General features: G+C 45.3%; 21 protein-coding genes and 4 tRNA genes. 3 read left to right on the plus strand and 22 right to left on the minus strand.

Annotation, left to right across the window (positions count from 1 at the left end; all coding sequences use genetic code 11):
* From AC13CK_RS05560 to AC13CK_RS05650, 19 genes are all read right to left on the minus strand, one after another.
* A partial coding sequence (locus AC13CK_RS05560) for a GTP-binding protein (RefSeq protein WP_228199197.1) occupies positions 1-140 on the minus strand: 140 nt, incomplete at its 3' end.
* Positions 141-290: 150 nt separating this feature from the next.
* A tRNA-Thr gene (locus AC13CK_RS05565) sits at positions 291-365 on the minus strand.
* Positions 366-382: 17 nt separating this feature from the next.
* Positions 383-458: transfer RNA gene (locus tag AC13CK_RS05570), tRNA-Gly, on the minus strand.
* 38 nt (positions 459-496) lie between these two features.
* Positions 497-580, minus strand: a tRNA-Tyr gene (locus AC13CK_RS05575).
* A 56-nt stretch (positions 581-636) separates the two neighbouring features.
* A tRNA-Thr gene (locus tag AC13CK_RS05580) sits at positions 637-712 on the minus strand.
* Between the two features lie 98 nt (positions 713-810).
* A complete protein-coding gene (trpE, locus tag AC13CK_RS05585; protein ID WP_425879924.1) occupies positions 811-2,304 on the minus strand; it encodes an anthranilate synthase component I in 1,494 nt (497 codons plus the stop codon).
* Positions 2,305-2,412: 108 nt separating this feature from the next.
* Positions 2,413-3,081, minus strand: coding sequence for a phosphoglycolate phosphatase (gph, locus tag AC13CK_RS05590; protein WP_243474884.1), 669 nt, complete (start codon positions 3,079-3,081; stop codon positions 2,413-2,415).
* Positions 3,082-3,159: 78 nt separating this feature from the next.
* The gene (locus tag AC13CK_RS05595; protein ID WP_425879925.1) at positions 3,160-3,819 is read right to left on the minus strand and encodes an FHA domain-containing protein; all 660 of its coding nucleotides are present in this window, start codon (positions 3,817-3,819) and stop codon (positions 3,160-3,162) included.
* A 62-nt stretch (positions 3,820-3,881) separates the two neighbouring features.
* Positions 3,882-6,143, minus strand: a complete 2,262-nt coding sequence (gene gspD / locus AC13CK_RS05600) for a type II secretion system secretin GspD (protein WP_425879926.1) — start codon at positions 6,141-6,143, stop codon at positions 3,882-3,884.
* 38 nt (positions 6,144-6,181) lie between these two features.
* Positions 6,182-7,033, minus strand: coding sequence for a type II secretion system protein N (locus AC13CK_RS05605; protein ID WP_409651619.1), 852 nt, complete (start codon positions 7,031-7,033; stop codon positions 6,182-6,184).
* Complete coding sequence (gene gspN, locus AC13CK_RS05610; RefSeq protein WP_409651616.1) at positions 7,033-7,776, minus strand: type II secretion system protein N; 744 nt, start codon at positions 7,774-7,776, stop codon at positions 7,033-7,035. Before gspN ends, AC13CK_RS05605 begins: the two co-directional genes overlap by 1 nt.
* 182 nt (positions 7,777-7,958) lie before the next feature.
* Positions 7,959-8,285 (minus strand): H-NS histone family protein, encoded by a 327-nt coding sequence (locus tag AC13CK_RS05615; protein WP_044113061.1) that lies wholly within the window; start codon positions 8,283-8,285, stop codon positions 7,959-7,961.
* Positions 8,286-8,426: 141 nt separating this feature from the next.
* On the minus strand, positions 8,427-8,855 hold the full coding sequence (locus AC13CK_RS05620; RefSeq protein WP_004278628.1) for an acyl-CoA thioesterase: 429 nt from the start codon (positions 8,853-8,855) through the stop codon (positions 8,427-8,429).
* A gap of 8 nt (positions 8,856-8,863) precedes the next feature.
* On the minus strand, positions 8,864-10,057 hold the full coding sequence (locus AC13CK_RS05625; RefSeq protein ID WP_425879927.1) for a heme biosynthesis protein HemY: 1,194 nt from the start codon (positions 10,055-10,057) through the stop codon (positions 8,864-8,866).
* 6 nt (positions 10,058-10,063) lie between these two features.
* A complete protein-coding gene (locus AC13CK_RS05630; protein WP_425879929.1) occupies positions 10,064-10,903 on the minus strand; it encodes a hypothetical protein in 840 nt (279 codons plus the stop codon).
* Positions 10,900-11,679: a uroporphyrinogen-III synthase gene (locus tag AC13CK_RS05635; protein WP_482830998.1), complete on the minus strand. Its 780-nt coding sequence runs from the start codon at positions 11,677-11,679 to the stop codon at positions 10,900-10,902. Before AC13CK_RS05635 ends, AC13CK_RS05630 begins: the two co-directional genes overlap by 4 nt.
* A complete protein-coding gene (hemC, locus tag AC13CK_RS05640; RefSeq protein ID WP_155861687.1) occupies positions 11,679-12,602 on the minus strand; it encodes a hydroxymethylbilane synthase in 924 nt (307 codons plus the stop codon). Before hemC ends, AC13CK_RS05635 begins: the two co-directional genes overlap by 1 nt.
* Positions 12,603-12,710: 108 nt before the next feature.
* Entirely contained in the window at positions 12,711-13,451 is a 741-nt protein-coding gene (locus AC13CK_RS05645) for a LytR/AlgR family response regulator transcription factor (RefSeq protein ID WP_425879931.1), read from the minus strand.
* Positions 13,452-13,520: 69 nt separating this feature from the next.
* On the minus strand, positions 13,521-14,675 hold the full coding sequence (locus tag AC13CK_RS05650; protein ID WP_425879932.1) for a sensor histidine kinase: 1,155 nt from the start codon (positions 14,673-14,675) through the stop codon (positions 13,521-13,523).
* Between AC13CK_RS05650 and argH the strand changes: the two genes are divergently transcribed.
* Both argH and AC13CK_RS05660 read left to right on the plus strand, forming a co-directional pair.
* Positions 14,666-16,096, plus strand: coding sequence for an argininosuccinate lyase (argH, locus tag AC13CK_RS05655; RefSeq protein WP_425879933.1), 1,431 nt, complete (start codon positions 14,666-14,668; stop codon positions 16,094-16,096). The two genes, AC13CK_RS05650 and argH, sit on opposite strands and share 10 nt — an antisense overlap.
* 15 nt (positions 16,097-16,111) lie before the next feature.
* Complete coding sequence (locus AC13CK_RS05660; protein WP_004278636.1) at positions 16,112-16,381, plus strand: oxidative damage protection protein; 270 nt, start codon at positions 16,112-16,114, stop codon at positions 16,379-16,381.
* A 576-nt stretch (positions 16,382-16,957) separates the two neighbouring features.
* Here the strand turns inward: AC13CK_RS05660 and pgsA are convergent.
* The 3 genes from pgsA to uvrC form a co-directional block, all read right to left on the minus strand.
* On the minus strand, positions 16,958-17,545 hold the full coding sequence (pgsA, locus tag AC13CK_RS05665) for a CDP-diacylglycerol--glycerol-3-phosphate 3-phosphatidyltransferase (RefSeq protein ID WP_016806864.1): 588 nt from the start codon (positions 17,543-17,545) through the stop codon (positions 16,958-16,960).
* A 107-nt stretch (positions 17,546-17,652) separates the two neighbouring features.
* Entirely contained in the window at positions 17,653-18,447 is a 795-nt protein-coding gene (locus AC13CK_RS05670; RefSeq protein WP_219308148.1) for a thioesterase family protein, read from the minus strand.
* Between the two features lie 115 nt (positions 18,448-18,562).
* Positions 18,563-20,362 (minus strand): excinuclease ABC subunit UvrC, encoded by a 1,800-nt coding sequence (gene uvrC, locus AC13CK_RS05675; protein ID WP_004647300.1) that lies wholly within the window; start codon positions 20,360-20,362, stop codon positions 18,563-18,565.
* A 225-nt stretch (positions 20,363-20,587) separates the two neighbouring features.
* Between uvrC and AC13CK_RS05680 the strand changes: the two genes are divergently transcribed.
* The gene (locus tag AC13CK_RS05680) at positions 20,588-21,649 is read left to right on the plus strand and encodes an AAA family ATPase (protein ID WP_425879934.1); all 1,062 of its coding nucleotides are present in this window, start codon (positions 20,588-20,590) and stop codon (positions 21,647-21,649) included.
* The last annotated feature ends 2 nt before the right edge of the window (positions 21,650-21,651 follow it).

Below are 21,651 nucleotides of genomic sequence, written 5' to 3' on the forward strand. Positions count from 1 at the left end.
TAGTCTTTCGCTTCGCCACCGAATTTCTTCGCACATACAGTTGCAATTGCAGCTGTTAAAGTTGTTTTACCATGGTCAACGTGACCAATTGTGCCCACGTTAACGTGTGGCTTATTACGTTCAAACTTAGCCTTAGCCATGTTAATCTTCCTCGTTTACGTCGAACACAATTCTGAGTAAAACCCAGCTCCGACATATCGTTTAAAAAAACCGAACACCAAATACTTGAAAAGCAGACTAAATAGCCTGCTTTTGGAATTTCTTTGCAACAGAGTTGCTAAACTGTAATCTGGAGCTCTTATCGAGATTTGAACTCGAGACCTCTCCCTTACCAAGGGAGTGCTCTACCACTGAGCTATAAGAGCAAATATTAGTACTTCAATGGAGCGGGAGACGAGGGTCGAACTCGCGACATGTAGCTTGGAAGGCTACCGCTCTACCAACTGAGCTACTCCCGCACGATGTTGGTACAAACCACTTATTGAAGTCTTAAAATTGGTGGTGAGGGAAGGATTCGAACCTTCGAAACTTTCGTAGCGGAGTTACAGTCCGCCCCCTTTGACCGCTCGGGAACCTCACCATTTTTTACACTTACATCAGTGCTGTTCATTACTTCACACTACCAAACCTCTAAGATGGTGCCGGCACACGGATTCGAACTGTGGACCTACTGATTACAAGTCAGTTGCTCTACCAACTGAGCTATGCCGGCGTTTCTTAGTGTTTCGTACGTTTCGTATCGGAACGGTGTGCAGTTTAGCAAAACTCAGAATCCTTGCAAGTGTTTTTTTCAAAAAAAACCTCAAAAACTCATAAAATCAAACCATTTGATGATAATTCAACCGCTTTGATCACTGCGCGAGCTTTTATTTGGGTTTCATTCCACTCAGATTCAGGATTTGAGTCGGCAACTAACCCTGCTCCAGCCTGAACATAGACCTTATTTTCGCGAATGACACAGGTACGAATCGCAATCGACATGTCCATTTCGCCATGCCAGCCTAAATAACCAACAGCGCCACCGAAAATTCCACGTTTTACCGGCTCAACTTCATCAATAATTTCCATGGCACGGATTTTTGGCGCGCCTGAAAGTGTGCCTGCGGGGAAAGTTGCCTTAAAAACGTCAAGAGCATCGACATCATCACGTACTTCACCCTGCACATTGGAGACAATATGCATCACATGTGAATAACGTTCGATCACCATTTGATCAGTTACCTGCACTTTGCCAATTTTTGCAATGCGTCCCACATCATTACGTCCCAGATCAATCAGCATGACATGTTCAGCAATTTCTTTTTCGTCAGAGAGTAAGTCCTGCTCAAGCGCCAGATCCTCTTCTTTGGTTTTACCGCGTGGGCGTGTTCCCGCAAGCGGTCGTACGGTAGCAATACCATTTTCCAGACGGGACAGAATTTCAGGAGAAGAGCCGACAATATGGAATGGCGTATTGTTTTCCAAGGTCTGCCCTTGCACAAGAAACAAATACGGCGATGGATTGAGATGACGCAGCGCACGATACACCTGTAGCGGGTCTCCATCGAAGTCAGACACCATCCGGTGCCCGGGTACGACCTGCATTACATCGCCAGCACGAATATACTCTTTGACTTTTTCTACCGAGGCAATGAAGTTGTCATGTCCGGTGAGGGACTCGAAATGTGGCGGCGTATGTTTTTCAGCTTTAAGACTGATGGGCGTGGCCAGAATATTTTCTAATTCATTTAATTGTTCATGTGCTTTTTCATAAGAACCCGGAGCAGTGGCATCGGCATGTACAATCAAGAACAAGGTATCTTTTAAATTATCAAACACAATGACAGTTTTAGACAGCATCATCCAGATATCGGGTAATCCAACCGGATCCGCTTCAGGCACATTTTTTAATTTCGGTTCAATATAACGCACAGCGTCATAACCAAAGTAGCCCACCAACCCGCCTGTAAAACTCGGCAAGTCCGGCAATTCTGCTTGAGTTGGCACCTTAAATTGCGCCTGAAAGTCTCGAATATATTGAAATGGGTCAGCACAGTGCTGCTTTTCAATTGAACCATCTGCATGCTGTACCGTCAGTTCGCCCGCATTGCAGGAAAATACGGTAGATTCACCTAATCCGATAATCGAATAACGTGCCCAGTTCTCACCACCTTCTACAGACTCGAATAAATAAGCCTGTTGATGCTGTTTAAGCCGAGCAAAAATAGAAAGTGGTGTATCGGTATCTGCCAGGCGCTGACGGTAAACAGGAATGAGGTTATAGCCTTGCGCAGCAAGTTGCTGGAATTGTGCTTGAGTGGTCATGCGGTTTTTCTCTTTAAATTAGGGTTACTCAGTATGTAAATAAAATTGAACTGAGCGACGCCATCGAAAAACCTTACAACTATTCATTTTCTTTCCTTAGTACGCGTATTAGGCAAGTAATTCTCTAAGATCATCCACAATCTGCTGTGGCTGACAATCTGCAATATTTTCACCATGATTATAGCCATAGCTGACTACAACACAATCAATCCCGGCGCGGCGTGCGGCTTCAACATCATTGGAAGAGTCTCCAATCAACAAGACCTGTTCTTTGCTCACCTTATAATGTTCGACACAGTGCAGCAACTGGCGCGGATGTGGTTTACGCTCAGTAAAACGGTCGCCACCAATGGTATCGGCAAAATAATGAGCCATATCCAAGGTATCTAAAATACTGCGGGCAGGAAGTTCAGGCTTATTGGTCACACAAATCAGGGTTTTACCTTGAGCTTTGGCCCAGTCCAGAAATTTCAGGATTCCCGGAAAAGGAACGGTATCAACACAGGGATCGACATTATAAATATCCAGAAAAGTGTTTAAGAGCTCTTGATGCTGTACCGGTGTGACTTCACCGACCAGATGCTGGAGTACACTTTCACAGAATATCGACGTGCCCTTACCTACCCAGGTCCGTACCTGCTCTTCAGTCACCAGAGGCAATTGCAGCACATTCAAGCTCATATTCATGGCGCGATACAGATCATGTGCTGAATCCACCAAGGTACCATCCAAATCGAATAAGATCAGTTCGCGCTTTTCTAATTGTGCAATAGACATCCCGACCCTCTTTTATAATATTCGCAGCCACAAAAAAGGCATGCGCGGTGCATGCCTTGATTGTAACCAATCATCGGCTTATTTGAACAATAACCAAGCCATAATTGCTAAAATAATCAGCACAATCACTGAAATCAAACCAACAGATACATTTTTCTGGGTTTCTTTTTTATGTTCTACACGTGATACAGGCTGCTCAACCGGAATTGGGGTAGGCTCTGGTTTCACCGCACTAATGTCTACGCCTTCCGGAATAGGCGCCGGTTTTGGAATACCAACATTGGTTGGCATGCCATCACGGGTTAATTGTACCGTAGCATCACGATGTTTCAGTTCCGGCATTCCCTGATCATTCATTTGCTGTGCAGGTGTAGGCTCAGCGACTTCGACCTGTTCCACGACTTTTTCTGCCGTTGCTTCAATTTCTGCTGGAACCTCTACTGCAGCCGCAGGCGCCATTACTGAAAATTTCAAGCTGGCAAACTGAACAATGTCATCCTGCTTTAATAAGGTTTCTTGCGCAATCTGCACATCATTGACGAAAGTGCCATTCGATGAACCCAAATCCTGCACCCAGAGCGCATCATCTTTCAGTAAAAATGCCGCATGTTTACGGGAGATTTCCGCAGCCTGTAACACGATATCCGCAGCCTGATGACGCCCTACCAGCATGTCACGGTCAATGCTAATTTCCTGTCCTGTTAAGTCGCCTGTAATCGCGTGTATTTTCCAAGTCATGAAAGTTACTTCTCTGTTCTCTTTGACATTATCATAACATGCTGTCTGCAAATACGAATGGCTTAGCTTTTGGGTCTAAGTGTGGTTGTTGTAACGGTATTTTTACTTTTTTCTACCTGTTGGACGGGTTCTACCACTTGTCGCTGAATCACTGGTTCTATCGCGACCGGCGTGGCGACTACATTAACTGGTTGTGCCTGAACCGGTGCGGTCGGCACAGTTTGATAGGTCGAGTTTTGCAAGGGCGTTCTGGATACCGGAATTCGCTGTTGATACACATCTTCAACACTTTCTGGCAATTTGGCAAAGTTCCCGTCTGAATCGAGTGCGAGTTGCAGACTATATAACTGACTATAACGTTGCTGGGTCAGTTTACGCACTGCATTTTTATCCCCCACAATGGTTGGATGGATAAAGATCAATAAGTTACGCTTCTGATTGGATTTACCTTCAGAACGGAATAAACGTCCTAAGCCTGGAATTGCACCCAGACCCGGCACCGCTTGGCGTCCATAACTGGTGTTATCCGAAATCAGACCACCAAGCACAATGGTTTGTCCATGTTCGGCCAGAATTGAGGTTTTAATTGCACGTTTGCTCGTCACCAGATCCTGCGCCTGCCCTTTACTGGCTTTGACATCAGAAACTTCCTGTTCCACTTCCAGGCGTACCGTACCATCTTCGCCAATATGTGGAACCACCTTTAAAGTGACCCCGACATCCTTACGTTCAATGGTGGTATAGGGATTAGCAACTCCAGCAGCGCCTGTAGACACTGAGCCTGTGACAAAGGGTACGTTTTCACCCACCACAATATAGGCTTCTTCATTGTCCATGGTCACAATCGACGGCGTAGACAACAGGTTGGATTTAGTGGTTTCTTTGAGTGCCTGAATCATCGCACCATACAGACGTCGGGAACCATCACTCCCTTCACGATAATCACCGAGTACCAGTGAGCTACCTGCGCCCACGGCACTTGCAGCACCTGCACCACCACCGGTGAGATAACCGGCCGCAATATTTTTCAGGCTAGTCCCAAAATTATCGAAGTTCACCAGCCCAATACCACTGCTGATATCACCCAAGGCCCATTGCACACCGAGTTGATCCGCATCGGTTCCTTCAACTTCAATAATCGCGGCTTCAATCAGCACCTGTTGACGACGGATATCTAGCTGGTCAATTGCCGATTCAATTTCCCGCATCAGTTGTGGATCTGCTTTCACCACCAGAGAATTTTGTGTGGTATCGGCAATAATACTGACGCCATTGCTATTAAAGCTGGTAATTCCGCCCTGCTCATTATTCATGCCGCTATTCAGCTGAATGCCTGAAGAGGTGTTGCTACTTGAACCTGTGCTGGTATTATTGTTATTTAAATTGCTACTAGAACTGAGCGAAGACGAGTTCGAGGATGTACTACTCGAATTTGAATTACTGTTCACCGCCTGCCCGCTTACCAAACCCTGCAAGATTTCCGCAAGATTTTTAGCGCTGGCATATTTCAGACGAAAAACTTTTAATCCACCCAAACGATCCGCAGCCGGTACATCCAAGGTTTCGATTACTTGACGCACCCGTTTGCGCGTCGTGGGATCACCTTTGATGATAATCCGGTTGGTACGGGTATCTGCAATCACCCGCACCCGTGAACCGCGGACATCTTTAGCTCCACCGGTGGCAGTCATGGACTCGATCAGTCCAATCATTTCTTCGGCTTGACTCGATTGTAAGCTGACCGCTTCAATATCATTCTGACCGGTGCCATCCAGGTTGCGAATAATGGTTTCCAACTGGTAAATATTGCTGGCGCGATCCGACACAATCAGTGCATTTGTCCCCGGCACTGCCGCCAAATGGGCAAACTGCGGCATCAAGGGACGTAATGCAGGAATCAGGTCATTCGGATTGGTATTTTCCAGCCACAACACCCGTGTCACAATCTGGTCACCACTGGCGCGGCTTCTGGCATCATAGGGAATGCCTGAGCTTTTGACATTGCTGTCCGGAACCAGCTTGATGGTATTACCCGAAGGAATTGCCACCACACCGTTGACATTCAGTACGCCTAAAAACAGGTCATAGACTTCATTTTTATTCAGGGCTCTATTGGAAATGACTGTTACGTTGCCACGTACCCGCGGATCGACTGCAAAGTTTTTGCCGGTAATATCGGCCACTTCATTAATGAATGCAGTTAAGTCAGCATCTCGAAGGTTAATTTTCCAGGTTTGTGCATAACTCGCCGTACTGACCATGGCCATTAACGGTGCGGCCACACAGAATGCCCATGCTGATCGATTATTATTAAATAAAGCCATAAACTTTCGTGTTTCCTAACCCTATGCGTGATGACACATCACTTCAAATCTTGTTGTATGGTCATCACCTGATCACCACGTTTTATTTCGAGTTTGACCTGACCTTCACGTCGGGCCTGTTCCAGTAATTGTGCTTCGGTCTGTCCTTGGCTCAGCGTCTGACCATTTAAAGACAAGATCCGGTCGCCTGGTCTTAAACCCAGGCGATTACGCAATGCAGCCGGTGTGCGTGAAGTTACTTCATAACTACCATCTGCTGCACTGACCCCCATATTTTGTAAATACTGGTCCTTGTTTTCCTGCATCTGCTGGATGGCTCGACCAATTTCATTCTGTGGCGAAGGCTGCTCAGGCATACTACTAGAAGGCATAGCAGGCATTGAACTTGAAGATGCTGATGTTTCCGGCACAATCGGCTGATTCAAACCATTTTCCAGACCTTTGAATAAGACTTCCTGAGTAGCACCTGTGGATCGACGCAGAATAACCCGATCCCAATACACCTCAGCCAACTCAAAACCGCTATTGGCCAGCATTTCCCCGACACGGTAACGATCGACCTGATCATTAATTTTCAGTACCGCAGAAGAGTTATAACTTGGACTGGCAACCACCACCCCTTGTAAAATGATATTGGCCGTTTCAACAGCACCCGCAGACTGCCCAACTTCCTGAAACAGTGAAAATGCACCGATATTCGGAATTTGTGCCTGTTGTGAACCCAGTTCAACCCGATCCAGCTGCATGGCTTGTGGTGGAGCTATCAGCAACCAGAACAAAGCCGCCAGCTTCCAGCATAGATACAGGATGAGCAGTAACAAAACCACAGGTGCAGCACGATTGATCTGTTTCAGTTCAATATTTTTTAAATCATTCAGAGAAACTGCCATCAGTTCAAGCCTCCCATTAAGGGTTGGCGGGTACTGATCACATAGGTATCCAATCCGGCTTTACCTTCATAGGAAGGCGCATTCATTAAAAAGCGCTGGGTGAGCTGGATATCCAGCATCAGATTCGGATCAAGCTTGATATTCAGCATGCGTTGATCGCGACTATCCCGAACATCAATTAACAGCTGTCCGCTTTCATCTGCGAGTTGTCCAGTCATGGCGGGTACATTCATGCGTTCCTGACGCTGAGCAAAGGTATAAATCAGCTCACCACCCGCCCATTGCATTTGCCCAGCCACCTGACTGAAACCCTGATCTTTTTTATATTTAAAATCCAGATCTTTAAACTGAATCGCAGTACTCGGCCATTGCCAGTCTGCAACTTTTTTTAAGGTTTCAGGCGCGACCTGCCCTTCAAGATTTTTGACAATCAAAGACTTATTCAGACCATAAGCCATGATCCCGGAAAGCTGGGTATTGCCGCTATGCAAATCCACATGTGCCCCAACCCGCAGCAACAGCAAATCCAGAGGCCGTACTTTCCAGTTCAGACTGCCCCGAAGATTGCCTTTTTTCCAGTCCGCACTTCCCTGCCAGATATTTCCGTTTACATTATGCAAAGTCTGGTTATTTTTATAAAATTTTGAAATTAACCAGGCCGCTGGCACTTGTAATACGACAAAAATAAAAAATGCAACAAGAGTAAGGATCAACCATCTTAAAGTTTTCGGTTTACTGCTCATCCCCACCACGACCAATCGCTCAAGTCCAAATCCCCATTTATAATTTTTCCCTTATACTCACACATTATGCACACTTTTCTGCCAACGCCAATTCATAGATATAAAAAAACCAAGCAGGTATGCTTGGTTTAATCATCTTAGACTGTCTGTATGACAGCCTAATGACCAGATCAAATGGAGGCCTAGATCAGAAAATCGTCCAGCTTTGCGCCTTTTTCCAATTCTGCCACTAACCAGCGCGGTTGTTTACCACGGCCAGTCCAGGTATCGTCCGGATTGCTTTTGCTACGGTAACGCGGCTCAACCGACTTACGTGATGATTTCTTACGCTTAGACGCACCAAATTCAAGTAACTGTTCAACTGTCATACCCACTTTCTCGGCAACTGCCAAGATTTGCTGATAAGCGCCTTCAATTTCTTGATCTTTTTTTGAAGCAATCAGTGACTCTGCTTCTGCTTGTAAACGTTTTAACTCTTCTACTGATAAATGCGTAATATCTGGCATAATGCTCTCCGAAAAATAATATTATTCGTTTTGTTAAATAATAGCCCCATCATATTTATATTAAATAAAACATTCAATATAAAACCTTAAAGCAATAACAATAAAGTTTAAAAAAAATTACAAAATAAAATGCTTCATTCATTTTTAAATTTCATGTTGAACGCTTAATTCAAGTGCTTTGATTTTTTCTCGAATATGTTCCGGAATTTCTGTTTTCTGCATGGTCTTTTTATCGACACAGACAATCACTGCTTCTGAAGTAGCCACAATACTTTGCTGTTTTTCACTCCATAATAGATATTGCATTCTGACTGCACTATTACGGATTTCTTCAATACGTGCTGCCACTTTTAAATGATCAGGAAAAACCACAGGTTTTAAATAACGGCACTGATTTGAAGACACTACCGTAAATACCGGTTCATTATGTATATCTAATATCCCTAGATAAGCCAGACGCGCACTTTCGACATAACGGTAATACATGGCATTATTGACATGTCCAAAGGCATCCATATCACCCCATGCGACTGTTTGTTCATAAATAACTGGATATTGTTTTAATTCTGACATTATTATTCTCAAGTCTTAATTTCTATAAAGTTTACATTCGATTCAAATACTGCATTTAACTGCTGTAGCAAGTCCTCCCGATCTTGTAAGGCAGCTTTAATTCTTAAATAACTCATACGAATATCATCCGGATACAAGTCAAGTAGTTGCTGGGCTTGATCTGTATAGCCTGTGGCTTGCAACACATGCCATTTCGCAAAGCTTAAAACCGGTAATGCCGGATACTTGGTTTCCCAGTGCGAAATCTGTTGTGCAATCGCATCATAATCCGGGTTTTGACGCAATAACTGTTGTTGGAACCACAAATAAAATACATCCTGATTAAATTGCTGTTCCATTAAATGAATCGCAAGCACTTCATGCTCGGCACTCATTTCTGGCATTCTAAATAATAATTTCAACCATAATAATTTGACCGAATAGTCACGATCAAATATTTGCGGTTTTAAATCTAAATAACGTTGCTGTAAATAAAATAAATCGTCCTGTGTGGCTTGGTCATAGGCTAATAATAATTGTTCAAGCCATGTTTTTTTTACTTCTTGGTCTAAATGCCCATATTGGGTCGAACGTAAATATAACCAGGGAAACTGCATGGCAAATACCCCCCATAAGGCGACAAGGCGCTGCTCATAGGCTGTTTTAACCTGTATTAACCAAGGTGATAATTCATGCTGATTTAAAAACTCTAAATGGGTAAGTGCTTGTTCACCTTGCTGTTGTGATAAATAAATTTCAATCCGCTGTAATTCTGCCAATTCAAATGCCATGGGATTGGACTGATTTAAAGCAGTTAATGCATGGGTATATTGCTGTTGCCCCCAAGATAAACGTGCATCAATAATATGTTTAAGTAAACCCGACTTGGTAAAAGACTGCTGAATAAAATCCCGCTGATCCTGCGCAGCGTTTAATAACCAGATGACTGCCAGTTGTTCATAAGGATGTAAGCGGGAAAAACTAAAGACCGTTTGAGTTTTACGTTGTTCACGGCTGCGATACTGCTTGATCGCATACCAGATGCAATGCATCAGAAAACTCACGCTCACCAAGGATGCGGCCAAAAACCAGAGGGTGGTTTGTAACTGCCACTCGCGCCAATACAGATAGACATAGCCAGCCCCATGTCCATAACTCAGGATACTCAGCCCCGCAATACCAAGCAGGCAGACAAATAAATAGGCTAGCAGAATCTGTTTCATAAGCAATTAGCCCACTAGGGTGCGTGTGTTTAATAATGGAATCGGAGTAATCGGGGTGGCCTTGATTTGATACAATTGCTGAATCCATTTTTGGCTCTGTGCATCCGGCAATTGTTCCAAGACTTCAATCACGGCATTCAGTGCCTGCTGAAAAGCGACAGATTGGTCTTTTTGTAAGGTATTCTGTGCGATGAGCAAGCGCAACTGGGCCTCTTTCAGTACCAGATGCCGTTGCATCAAGACTGTGCTTGGCTGATCTGCGGATTCAACCTGAATCCAGCGCTGCCAGAAAGAGCGTTGAGTTTCTGGACGCTGACGATGTGGTGTCTGAATTTCTTTTTCAATTTCAGCATCCATCTGCACCAAGAGTTCTTTTACTTTATTTTGCTGCACTAATCGACTGTTCACGAATTTTTTCAGCATGTCCTGATCTTTCGCAATCACTTGCTGCAAGCTGCTGACCAAGGCAGGCGCTAAAATATAATCATCCAGCTCATTAGATAACTGATTTAATTTCTCAATCGCAGTGGCGTATTGTTGCTGTTGTAGTGCAAATTCGATCAGATCCAGATGTTGCTGCACCAAGACAATATCATTTTGCGTTGCATCAGTTGTCATTTCACGTACTGGCGCTTTAGATGAAGTGGTTTCAGCATTTTCCTGCTGAGCAGAAATCTGGCGTTTTAAAGCCACGAACTGATCATTGAGATTAGCATTTTGCTGCTGTAACTGATTGATGCTTTGATTGAATTCAGTCTGTGCTGTATTCAGAACATGTAGGTCATAGCTAAGCTTGACTAGCCACGCTATACTCAAGATGAACAATACAATGAATAGTTTCTTCATGCGTTCCCTAATATCAGCCCCATTTTCTGCAAGATTGTATTTGCGTCTAAATCATCGATTTGTACGAATTGAAAACTTGCCTGATGCTGCTGTTGATATTCTCCAAGAATAGTGGCCAAACGTGGCCCCAAAACCAAATAACAGGCTTGCTGTATAAACTCCGCATTCCTTTGCAAGAGTGTCAGCCAGTTTAACCAACTCGCTTCACTGGTGATCAGAACTGCAAAACGCTGCTGCGTCTTAAGCAGCGACAAGTTCTCTGCCAAAATCGTTGCCGTCGTTTCAGGACATTGCCGCCGGTACAAAATAAAGTTTAAAACTTTAATATTGCTGGCACGTAAATGATCCATCATAAATTGACGACCACCTTCTCCGCGCCAGAAGGCTACACCTGAACCAGAAGCCAGTTGCTTCAACACAGGCAATTGCAGCATGCCTTCCGAAGTTTCGACCTCAGGCACATGACTATGAATGCCATAGCTCGCCAATGCCTGTTCAGTGGCTTTACCCACTGCCACCCAATGCACCTGTGCCAAAGTCGAGAGCGCGACTCCAGCCTGTTGAAAATATTGCATACCAATCTGGGCAGCCGTCGGGCTAACCACCACAATAATCTGTGCCTGCTCCAGCTGCTGATACAAAATCGACAGCTCATCGGAATAAGGCATTGCATGCAGTTCGAGCAAAGGCAATTCTAAAACAGACACTTGCGCTGCCTGTAACTGCTGGGTCAAACCTGCAGCACGATCACTGGGGCGGGTATTAATCAATAACATCAGTGTGAATAGAGTGCTTTCAGCAACTCGCCAGCACCTTGATCAAGCAGGTCTTTTGCCAGCTCTACACCCAATTGCTCCGCAGCTGCCATTTTGCCAGTATGCTGTGCCCGGAGCAAAACTGTTCCATCGACACTGCCCACACGACCTTCGATTGAAATCACACCCTCTTTGAGCGTGGCATAACCAGCAATCGGCACCTGACATCCGCCTTCTAGATAGGCATTAAAGGCACGTTCGGCACGTACACACGCATCTGTATCCGCATGCAGGAGTGGCTGAATCAAGTCCAGCACCGTCTGATCATGAGTACGGCATTCCAGTCCCAATGCCCCTTGACCCACAGCCGGCAGACTGACTTCAGGCGTCAGAGTATGACGAATACGTTCTGCCAGACCCAAGCGTTTTAAACCAGCACTGGCCAGAATAATCGCATCATACTGGCCTGCATCCAGTTTAGATAAACGTGTGCCGACATTACCGCGTAAATCGATAATGTCCAGATCCGGACGCTGTTTTAAAATCTGAGTTTTACGGCGCAAGCTTGAGGTTCCGACTTTGGCGCCTTGTGGTAATTCCTCAAAGCTGGCATAAGTATTCGACACAAAGGCATCTAAGGGATCTTCACGTTCACAGATCACTGCCAGACTCAGACCTTCGGGCAAGGCCATCGGGACATCTTTCATGGAATGCACAGCCAGATCTGCACGACCATCCAGTAAAGCGGCTTCTAATTCTTTTACAAATAGTCCTTTTCCACCAATTTTAGCCAGTGGTGTATCTAGAATTTTATCGCCCTGTGTAACAAAAGTGACTAACTCGACCTGCAAACCAGCGTGCAAATCTTGTAGGCGCGCACGGATATGTTCCGCTTGCCAAAGCGCAAGTGGACTTTGTCGAGTTGCAATTTTTAGGGTCTTCATAAATTTCAATAACAGTAAATGAGAACAATAGTCTAAACTTAACCTGCTCACTTGAAAATGCAAGTGAATTTATACAAGTTTCAACTGAATGCTCTCATTCATCCCCTGCTAAAGCTTTTGAATCCGATCTCGTAAAAACGGTAAATGTCGCCGACTGACCGCCAAACGGTCGTCCAGCTCACGACAACGTACCTGATACTGACCTGAACTTACTACTTCCAGACCATCCAGATAATGCACCGAGATCAAGGCATTACGATGAATCCGGATAAACTGGTTCCCAAACTCCTGCTCTAACTCCTTTAAGGTTTCATCAATCAATACACTGCCGTTTTTATGACGCACAGTGACATATTTCTGATCCGCCAGAAAATAATAGATATTTTCAACTGGCACCAATTCGACACCACGATAGGTCTTTGCCGCAATCTGCTGGCGGCTGATATTGATTTCGTCCATATTTTCTTTTTGTTTTAGTTGGCTCATTTGAGCTTGGGTAAGTTTAGTTAAGTGCTCTAAAACCTGTGCCAATTCCTGTTGCATCACCGGTTTAAGCAAATAGCCTTCGGCATTTGATTTAAATGCATCCAGCGCATGTTGGTCATAGGCCGTACAAAAGACAATGGCCGGCATTGGATCCAGTTGACGCAAATGTTGCGCACAAGCCAGTCCGTTCATTTCAGGCATTTGAATATCTAATAGGATGACATCGGGTTCGTATTGGTGAGCCAGATCAATCGCTTGACGGGCATGGCTTGCTGTCGCCACCACATCATGCCCCAGTTGAGAGACCAAACGTGATAAACGCTCGACGGCCAAAGGCTCATCATCACAAATCAGGATGTCCATTTCTCCTCCTTACCCAGTTAACATCATCAGATGAATGATAAAGCTAACTGCGATTTCTTTGATTTATTTTTATTTATATTGATATCGCACTACCGTCGTAAACATCCCTTCGCCGGCAAAGGTTTGAAAAGTCACACTGGGTCCATAATAAGCTTGCAGACGCTGTCTGACATTTTCTATTGCAATACCATGTCCCTTTTTTAAAGTTTTATTATCCTGTGCATAAGGGTTCGTTATGATGATATTAATTTGATTTTGCAATATTTCAACCAATATGCTTATGGTACTCTTTGTAAGAATTTTTTCAACTCCATGGAAAATACTATTTTCTAGCAAGGGTTGTAAAGTTAATAATGGAATTTGAACTTGTGAGTATAAGTCTTTGTTTTCTAACTTCCATTCGACCTGCAAACGCTCACCTAGACGGATCTGCTCAATCTCCAGATAGCGCTGGCACAGATCAATTTCCTCCTGCAGGCTGACCAGTTTTAATTCCTGAAAACTGGCACGAAATAACCGTGACAAATTCAGCAGCATGTGCTCGGCTTTGTCCGGATCGATACTGATCAGGCTGATCACACTATTCATGCTGTTAAACAGGAAATGCGGTTGAATCCTCGCCTGCATGGCCTGAATTCTAGCATTCAGCTCGCTATGCTGCTGCTGCTCCCATTGTTCACGCAAGTAAAGATAACGAAAACAGAAAGTTCCCAGCAAAATTCCCAGACTTAAATGGAGTCCGACCCGATCCAGCGCAATCGCTAGGTTTAAATCCTGAAAATTAAAATTATGTCCAAAATGTATCAAGATATTCAGGTTCACCGTAGTGAGCAGTACAATTGCCTGTAACAGCAGAAATCCAGAAATCAAAGCCAGTTTGATTCCCATACGTTGAAAGGCTTGATGGAACAGCTCGACCAGTGCTGCAAAACATAACAGTACCCAGTTGATATACAGCATATATTGCAGCAGGTGTATCCCATTTAATGCCTGCCAGGATTGCGCTTCTGCAAGCGCCAGAATCATGGCGAGAATATTGCCGCCAGCAAACAGTTCCAGCAAATAGCGTAAATTGCCGATCTGGCTAAAAAAATAGGAATTTTGCGTTTCTTCGTTCATCGATGCAAAAGATTGAGCAGATGTGACTTCGGCAATGGGCTTTGAATTTGTTATACTCTTTTTCGTTCTACTGCTTTTAATCTGATTGAGCCGACATGACCACATCTTCTAATTCCTCTAATCCATCACAAGCCCAGACTTCGGGTATGTGGGGTGGTCGTTTCTCTGAAGCGACTGATGCTTTTGTTGCTGAATTTACAGCATCTGTTCAATTTGACCAACGTTTTTATAAACAAGATATTGCAGGCTCGATTGCCCATGCAACCATGCTGGCAAAAGTGGGCGTACTGACCACGCAAGAACGCGATGACATTATTGAAGGTCTGACAGCGATTCAAGCCGATATTGAAGCAGGCAACTTTGAATGGCGCATTGATTTAGAAGATGTCCACATGAACATTGAGTCACGCCTGACTCAACGTATCGGCATTACTGGCAAGAAACTGCATACCGGTCGTAGCCGTAATGACCAGGTGGCTACAGATATCCGTCTTTATGTACGCGATGAAATCGATAGCATCCTGGAATTACTGAAAAAATTACAAAAAGGTATTTTAAGCTTAGCGGCTAAAAACACCGACACCATCATGCCAGGCTTCACCCACTTGCAAACCGCTCAGCCAGTGACTTTTGGTCATCATCTAATGGCTTGGTTTGAAATGCTGGTACGCGATTCAGAACGTCTGATTGATTGCCGTAAGCGTGTCAACCGTATGCCGCTTGGTTCTGCTGCACTTGCAGGTACTACTTATCCAATCGACCGTGCTTATACTGCTGAACTGCTAGGTTTTGAAGCTGTTGCTGAAAACTCGCTGGATGCAGTATCGGATCGTGACTTTGCGATTGAATTTAATGCCGCTGCATCTTTAATTATGATGCATTTATCACGTATGTCTGAAGAACTGATTCTATGGACATCTGCACAGTTCAAATTCGTGAATATTCCAGATCGCTTCTGTACTGGCTCTTCAATCATGCCGCAGAAGAAAAATCCGGATGTGCCTGAACTGGTACGTGGTAAAACCGGCCGTGTCTATGGCGATTTGATGAGCCTGCTGACTTTAATGAAAGGCCAGCCTCTAGCCTATAACAAAGACAATCAGGAAGATAAAGAGCCATTGTTCGATGCGATCGATACAGTTCGTGGTTCACTCATGGCATTTGCTGACATGATTCCTGCACTGGTTCCAAACATTGCTGAAATGCGCGAAGCAGCGCTGCGTGGTTTCTCAACTGCGACTGACCTAGCTGATTACCTGGTGAAAAACGGCGTTGCATTCCGTGATGCGCACGAGATTGTAGGTAAAGCGGTTGCACTCGGTGTACAAGAATCTAAAGACCTGTCTGAATTGACACTCGAACAACTGCAACAGTTCTCTGACCTGATTCAAGCAGACGTATTTGAAAAAGCCCTAACTCTTGAAGCTTCGGTGAATGCCCGTAATCACATTGGTGGCACCGCGCCTGCTCAAGTGAAAGCAGCCATTGAGCGTGCACATGCGCGTTTGGAACAACTTTACGCATAATTTTGGAGTATGGATATGTCTCGACAAGTTTTTTGCCGTAAGTATCAGGCGGACATGGAAGGTTTAGACTTTGCTCCATTCCCGGGGCCAAAGGGTCAGGAATTGTTTGACACCGTGTCTAAACAGGCTTGGCAAGAATGGCTAAAACACCAGACTACGCTAATTAATGAAAAGCGTTTGAACGTGTTTGAAGCAGATGCGAAAAAGTTTCTTGAAGAACAGCGTGAAAAGTTCTTTAACAATGATGCATCCCTAGAAAAAGCCGAAGGGCTGAAGCCTGAGTAATTTTTAAAGCATTGCTTTAAAAATTACGCAAGACAAGCGCTGAAAGCGCGCGTAGGCTTTAATCTAAAAGAATCTCCAACTTTGGGGATTCTTTTTTTATACGTTGTTCTAAACATTACTCAAGACAAGGATGAAATCCGCGTAGGCATAAATCTATCCCCTATCTCAAGGGATTTTTTGACTAAATCTAGCAAATCTTACTAACCAATATTCAGGGCACAAAAAACAGATTTTCACTTATCCTATTTCGTCTATCGAGTCAGTCACTATCCTACTGAAAAACATTTAGATTTGTATCAAAATAATGGATTGTAAAAGCAATATACAGAGTATTCACAAAACACAACATTCTGCTACAAGAAGCCACATGATTAAAAAAAACTGTCTCTCTATAATGAGCCCTAAGAAGATGAGATATCTTTGAATAACTATAATAATAAGCAACAAATACCCCGATTTCATCCCAGTTCTTCCCCCAAAGACTGGGTATTTTTTTGCCTGCAATTTGCCGATTGGCTTGATAATTTAAGCGCATAAAAAAAGCCCCCTTTCAAGGAGCTTCTCTTTTCATTTCGATTAAGGCTGTTTCAGATATGGCCAAGCCGCTTTCAGATAAATGAACATCGACCATAAAGTGAGTACCACTGCGGTGTATAGCAAGGCATACGCCAGCATTTCTAGCGGTGGCCAGTTCAGCAGGAATACGGTGATAGCGATCATCTGAAAAGCGGTTTTGTATTTACCTACTGTTGAAACCGCAACATTGGTCCGCGCACCGAGTTCTGCCATCCATTCACGCAGGGCTGAAACGGTAATTTCACGCGAAATAATTACAATCGCAGCAAAAGCCATCGACATGGAAGGCTGCCATTGCACCAATACAATCAGTGCAGCTGCGACCATCAATTTATCTGCAACCGGATCGAGAAACCGCCCAAAAGCGGAAGTCTGGTTTAATGTACGTGCCAGATAGCCATCAAACCAGTCCGTTACCGCAGCCACCACAAAGATCGTGGTTAAAATGATATGCCGCGTCATATCGGGGTTATGAGCATCAAAGCCCATTGCAGGCGGCCAGTAAGCCACCAATAAAAATACCGGAATAAGAGCGATACGCGCCAAGGTCAAGATATTTGGAATATTCAGGATACGACCTGTAGTCATAGACACCGCCAATTGTTCCCCTCATGTACGATGAAAATGCACACTTTTTTAGAGGTTTGATCCATCATTAATAGGCTTCACTTTATACGAATTGACTTGCAGTGTCACTAGGCAAACACCGTCACTGTTTGTCTTGCCATCGCAATCAGGCGATTTTCGGCATCCCAGAGATAGGCATGCTCCGTCGCATAACCATCCGCAGCATAGTCGGTAAATACTTTATATTTAAACCAATCATGCAATTGATGTTGAACCGGATGCACATAGGTCACTGTCCAGGTCAGACTACTCGCAGGTGCCATGTTTTTAAACATCGGTAACACCCCGGGTGGCCAGATATCAAAGATGGCCATCAGGTCGGCGACCAAAAATTCACGATTGTGATGCTTTTCAGGATGAAATCGGCACCAGCCACCAAAGTCCGGACGAGGACTGGCACTACAAGGCAGATTGATATCCGCCCAGGCTACTTCGAAATGGTCATAACAGTCTGGCATGCCATAACCCGCAGGAATCTGAAACAGCTGCTCTGGTACAGCATAGTCAGGTGCTTGAGCTTGTTGCTGTACCTGAATCTCTGAATCACGGGAAATACCGAAACTGGCAATCAGAATACTTTGCACCGCGTCGTCCTGCCATAAGCGCACTTCAATCGTGGTCACTGACTTGCCTTGCCGCAGGATTTCGGCACTCAGTCGTACTTTGGCTTGCTGAATCGGGCCGACAAAGGTCACACTGCAACTCAGCAAATGCTTGGCCGGATCATTGATGTGAGTGACGGCTTTTTGCATCATCATCGCGGCAGCCAGACCACCATACAGAGTACGACCCTGTAACCATCCCTGTGGAAACTCTACCCATTCCTGTTCGGCAATTTGTGCATAAAGTGCATGCAAAGACATGTTGATCCCTCAGTAAGTCTTGATGCTCAGTATATTCGGCAAAATTCATCAGGTTGTGAATGTCCTGTGACCCATGCGTCAATACGCATTTTTGCCCTTGCATTCGAGCCCCAAGTTATTCATGCAACACTTTATAAATCATCCGTGCCATGACTGAACCCAGTCCCGGTACCAGTTGCAGATCTCGTTCTGAGGCTTTCAGTACGCCCTGAATCCCGCCAAAATGCGTCAGCAAATCCCGACGGCGTTTTGGTCCGAGCCCCGGAATAACTTCCAGCACTGATGAACCACGCTTTTTATCGCGTTTGGCACGATGCTTGGTAATCGCAAAGCGGTGTGCTTCATCACGTACCTGCTGAATCAGATGCAGCGCCTTATGATCCTCCGGTAATTGAATTTTACTGCCATCGGTAAAGTGCAGGGTTTCCAGACCGGGCTTACGTCCCTCACCTTTGGACACACCGACCATAAAGGCATCCAGTCCCAGTTCCTGCATGACTTCCATCGCCATGTGCAATTGCCCCTTGCCACCATCAATCAACAGCAGGTCCGGCAATAGGGCTTTTTTATAACGACGGGTCAGCGCCTGACGCATGGCGGCATAGTCATCGCCCGCCTGAATATCATGAATGGAAAACTGGCGATAATCACGCTTGCGCGCACCACCACTGTCAAAGACCACACAGGACGCCACGGTATCTTCGCCCATGGTATGTGAAATATCGAAGCACTCGATCCGGTCTACAGGACGGCCGACCACCTGCTCCAGCTGATGAAAACGCTCATTTAATTCTATATGATTGGCCAGCTTGCCCTGAATCGCGTGCTGTACATTCATCTGCGCCAGTTCCAGCCATTCGGCCCGGGTTTCGCGGACTTTGGACTTGATCTGGATTTTCTTGCCAAAATGCTGCGACAGTGCTGCTTCCAGTTCCTTACGATCAGCCACTTCCAGATTGACAATCAGTTCAGCCGGGATTTCATCTGCTACCTGAAAATAAAAATTGGCAATAAAATCGGCCAGCATTTGCCCCAGGTCATCACTAAGCATATCCGGGAAATAACTTTTTCCACCCAGCATTTTACCGTTGCGCACATGCATGATCTGCACACAGGTCACACCGGCCTGATAGGCAATCGACAGGATATCGGCTTCGCCTTTGAGCTTATAGATCGCCTGCTGCGACTGTACGTCTCTTAACAATGCCATCCGGTCACGATAGAACACCGCTTTTTCAAATTCCAGCGCTTCAGCGGCCGCTTCCATTTTTGCGATCAGTTCCTGATTCAGCTCCTTGGTATCGCCCTGCAAAAATCGGATCGAGTTATCGACATCTGCCTTATAGTCTTCCGGAGAAATAAATCCGACACAGGGCGCAGAGCAGCGTTTGATCTGGTATTGCAGACATGGCCGGGTCCGGTTGGCAAAAAAACTGTTTTCACAGGAACGCACATTGAACAGTTTTTGTAGCACCACCAGAGTATCCCGGGCGGTATACGCACTCGGATAAGGTCCAAAAAACTTGCCCACCTGGTGCTTGCCCTTGCCGCGCCCACTGGCTAAACGCGGATAGGGTTTATCTGCCGAAACAAAAATATAGACATAAGATTTGTCATCACGCAACATGATGTTATAGGGCGGATGATGCAGCTTGATCAGGTTCTGTTCCAGCAACAAGGCTTCAGTTTCAGAACGTACCACCAGGGTCTGGATATCATAAATCCGTGCCACCAAGGCCTGGGTTTTGGGATGATCCAGCGTTTTGACAAAATAGCTGGAGACCCGGTTTTTCAGGTTTTTGGCTTTACCCACATACAATAATTCACCGTCTTTGCCATACATCCGGTAGACCCCGGGCAGGCTGGTCATATTCGCCAGGATTTTTTCAATATGGGGGCGTGCGTTTTCGTTCACCTAAAGCCTATTTTTCACCTACAATCTGCAGATATATGTGATGATTGTTGCGTCATTTTCAAGCAAAAACACAAAATTCCCCTGAAGCTGCCACTTAATCTTAAAGTTCCTGTCGGGTTATCCCCCCAATCTATAATCCTCACGACATAAACTGATTGTTAAAAGCTATAAGTTTCAACCTTTAACTTTGTTATGCTCAAAAAGTCTAGTTTTGAGATGATTCGCATGACCCTGCAGCAATCGGGCATTCATATTGTTCAACCCTCCACCTCCACCCATCACCCGTCTGAACGTGCTCGCCTGATTGGTAAACCGCGTTTTCATTTCGAGCCGAGTAAGGTAATGCAACTGCTACGTGAACGGATTATTGGGCAGGATGCAGCCCTGAATGAAATTGAAAAAATGTTGCATGTGGTCAAGGCAGATTTTTCCAGTCCGGATCGCCCTTTGTCGGTTACCTTGATGCTGGGCCCTACTGGCGTCGGTAAAACAGAAACCGTGCGTCTGATTGCCGATGCGATCTATGGCCGCCCGGATGCCTTTTGCCGGATTGATATGAATACTCTGGCACAGGAACATTATGCGGCGGCTTTGACCGGCGCACCGCCCGGTTATGTGGGATCAAAGGAAGGTCACAGCCTGTTTGATGAAACTGCGATTGCCGGCAGTCATACCCGGCCCGGCATCATGCTGTTTGATGAACTGGAAAAAGCCAGTAACGAGGTGATTCGCGGCTTTATGAACGTGCTGGATACTGGCCGGCTGACATTGACAGCGGGCACCAAAACTATCGATTTTCGCAACTGCATGATCTTTATGACCAGCAATGTCGGGGCACAGGCGGCGCAGCAATATCTGAATAAACTCAGCTATCTGCCGGAAAAAATGCAGGCCCTTTGTCTGAAGCGCGTTCCCGTCCAGCACATCATTGAAAAAGTCATGCAGCGTAAATTCGACCCCGAGTTTCTCAACCGGATTGACCGCAGCCTGCATTATCAGGCGGTACAGCATGATGTCCTGCCACGTCTGGTCGAAATTGAACTGGATAAACTGAACAAGCGCTTGCAATATCAGCAACGCAGCGTGCATTTAAGCGCTTCAGCCAAAGCCTATTTCTATCAGGGTCATGATATCCGTTACGGTGCCCGGCATTTGGGCCGCAAGATGCGTACCGAACTGGAGCCAATTCTGGCGCTGTATTTTTTAAACCAGCCCGAGCAATTGAGCCTGCATCTGGACTGTGTCGATGGACAACTGGTGGTTCTGCCTGAGCAGGCAAAAGCTTAACT

The organism is Acinetobacter sp. L-24 (assembly GCF_056857555.1).